We start from the raw sequence: 2,514 nt of genomic DNA, 5'->3' as shown, positions 1-2,514 counted from the left end.
ATTGGTCAAGCCCTCGACCTATTAGTATCAGTCAGCTAAATATGTTACCACACTTACACCTCTGACCTATCAACCTTGTGTTCTTCAAGGGGTCTTACTAGCTTATGCTATGGGAAATCTCATCTTGAGGGGGGCTTCACGCTTAGATGCTTTCAGCGTTTATCCCTTCCCGACTTAGCTACCCAGCCATGCTCTTGGCAGAACAACTGGTACACCAGAGGTCAGTCCATCCCGGTCCTCTCGTACTAAGGACAGCTCCTCTCAAATTTCCTACGCCCGCGACGGATAGGGACCGAACTGTCTCACGACGTTCTGAACCCAGCTCGCGTGCCGCTTTAATGGGCGAACAGCCCAACCCTTGGGACCTACTACAGCCCCAGGATGCGACGAGCCGACATCGAGGTGCCAAACCTCCCCGTCGATGTGGACTCTTGGGGGAGATCAGCCTGTTATCCCCGAGGTAGCTTTTATCCGTTGAGCGATGGCCCTCCCACGAGGTACCACCGGATCACTAAGCCCGACTTTCGTCCCTGCTCCACTTGTAAGTGTCGCAGTCAGGCTCCCTTCTGCCTTTGCACTCTTCGAACGATTTCCGACCGTTCTGAGGGAACCTTTGGGCGCCTCCGTTACTTTTTTGGAGGCGACCGCCCCAGTCAAACTGCCCACCTAACAATGTCCCGTCACCAGATTCATGGCGTCCGGTTAGAATCCCAATACTGTCAGGGTGGTATCCCAAGGTTGACTCCACTAAGGCTGACGCCCTAGCTTCTCAGTCTCCCACCTATCCTGTACAGACAATATCGAAACTCAATGCTAAGCTACAGTAAAGCTCTACGGGGTCTTTCCGTCCAATCGCGGGTAGCGAGCATCTTCACTCGCACTACAACTTCGCCGGATTTGCAGTTGAGACAGTGCCCAAGTCATTACGCCATTCGTGCGGGTCAGAACTTACCTGACAAGGAATTTCGCTACCTTAGGACCGTTATAGTTACGGCCGCCGTTTACTGGGGCTTAAGTTCACACCTTCGCTTGCGCTAAGTGTTCCCCTTAACCTTCCAGCACCGGGCAGGCGTCAGCCCCTATACATCAGCTTACGCTTTAGCAGAGACCTGTGTTTTTGCTAAACAGTTGCTTGGGCCTATTCTCTGCGGCCTGCTCTCGCAGGCACCCCTTCTCGCGAACTTACGGGGTCAATTTGCCTAGTTCCTTAACTGCAATTCTTCCGATGGCCTTAGGATTCTCTCCTCATCTACCTGTGTCGGTTTGCGGTACGGGCACTACTTCTCTCTCTAGATGCTTTTCTTGGAAGCATGGAATCAGATACTTCGGTCAAAATGACCTTCCCCATCACACCTCAGAATTGTTAAGACGGATTTGCCTATCTTAACTCCCTAAATGCTTAGACTAGCATTTCCAATCGCTAGCACATCCTATCCTTCTCCGTCACACCATCGATATTAACGATAATAGTGGTATTGGAATATCAACCAATTGTCCATCACCTACGCCTTTCGGCCTCGGCTTAGGTCCCGACTAACCCTGGGCGGACGAGCCTTCCCCAGGAAACCTTAGATTTTCGGCCTGTAAGATTCTCACTTACATCTCGCTACTAATGCCAACATTCTCACTCGTAATCAGTCCACCGCTCCTTACGGTACGACTTCAGCCCGATTACGACGCTCCTCTACCGCTCACTATAAAGTGAGCCCGTAGCTTCGGTGGTAAGTTTGAGCCCCGGACATTTTCGGCGCAGGATCTCTCGACTAGTGAGCTATTACGCACTCTTTAAATGAGTGGCTGCTTCTAAGCCAACATCCTAGTTGTCTTAGAAATCCCACATCCTTTACCACTTAACTTACACTTTGGGACCTTAGCTGACGATCTGGGCTTTTTCCCTTTTGACTACGGATCTTATCATTCGCAGTCTGACTGCCGGACTCATAGTATATGGCATTCGGAGTTTGATAAGGTTCGGTAAGCGATATGCCCCCTAGCCCATTCAGTGCTCTACCTCCATTACTCATATCCGACGCTAGCCCTAAAGCTATTTCGAGGAGAACCAGCTATCTCCGAGTTCGATTGGAATTTCTCCGCTATCCACAGCTCATCCCATGCTTTTTCAACAGCAACGTGGTTCGGTCCTCCACGGGGTTTTACCCCCGCTTCAACCTGGCCATGGATAGGTCACCCGGTTTCGGGTCTACGGCATGCAACTAGTCGCCCTATTAAGACTCGGTTTCCCTTCGGCTCCGTACCTTAAGTACTTAACCTTGCTACATACCGTAACTCGTTGGCTCGTTCTACAAAAAGCACGTCATCACCCTCATATGGGGCTTTGACCGGTTGTAGGCACACGGTTTCAGGTTCTATTTCACTCCCCTCCCGGGGTTCTTTTCACCTTTCCCTCACGGTACTGCTTCACTATCGGTCATCAGGTAGTATTTAGCCTTGGGAGGTGGTCCTCCCTGCTTCCCACAAGGTTTCACGTGTCTCGTGGTACTCTGGATCAGAACT

1 rRNA gene is annotated in these 2,514 nt (G+C 51.0%); it reads right to left on the bottom strand.

What is annotated here, in order from left to right:
• Nucleotide 1: 1 nt before the first annotated feature.
• Nucleotides 2-2,514 (bottom strand): 23S ribosomal RNA (locus A500_RS18900); the annotation flags it as partial.

Origin of the sequence: Clostridium sartagoforme AAU1, from assembly GCF_000401215.1 — a bacterium.
Lineage (GTDB): Bacteria > Bacillota > Clostridia > Clostridiales > Clostridiaceae > Clostridium > Clostridium sartagoforme.
Note: the sequence above shows the minus strand (reverse complement) of the source record. Positions and strands in the feature narration are given on the sequence as shown.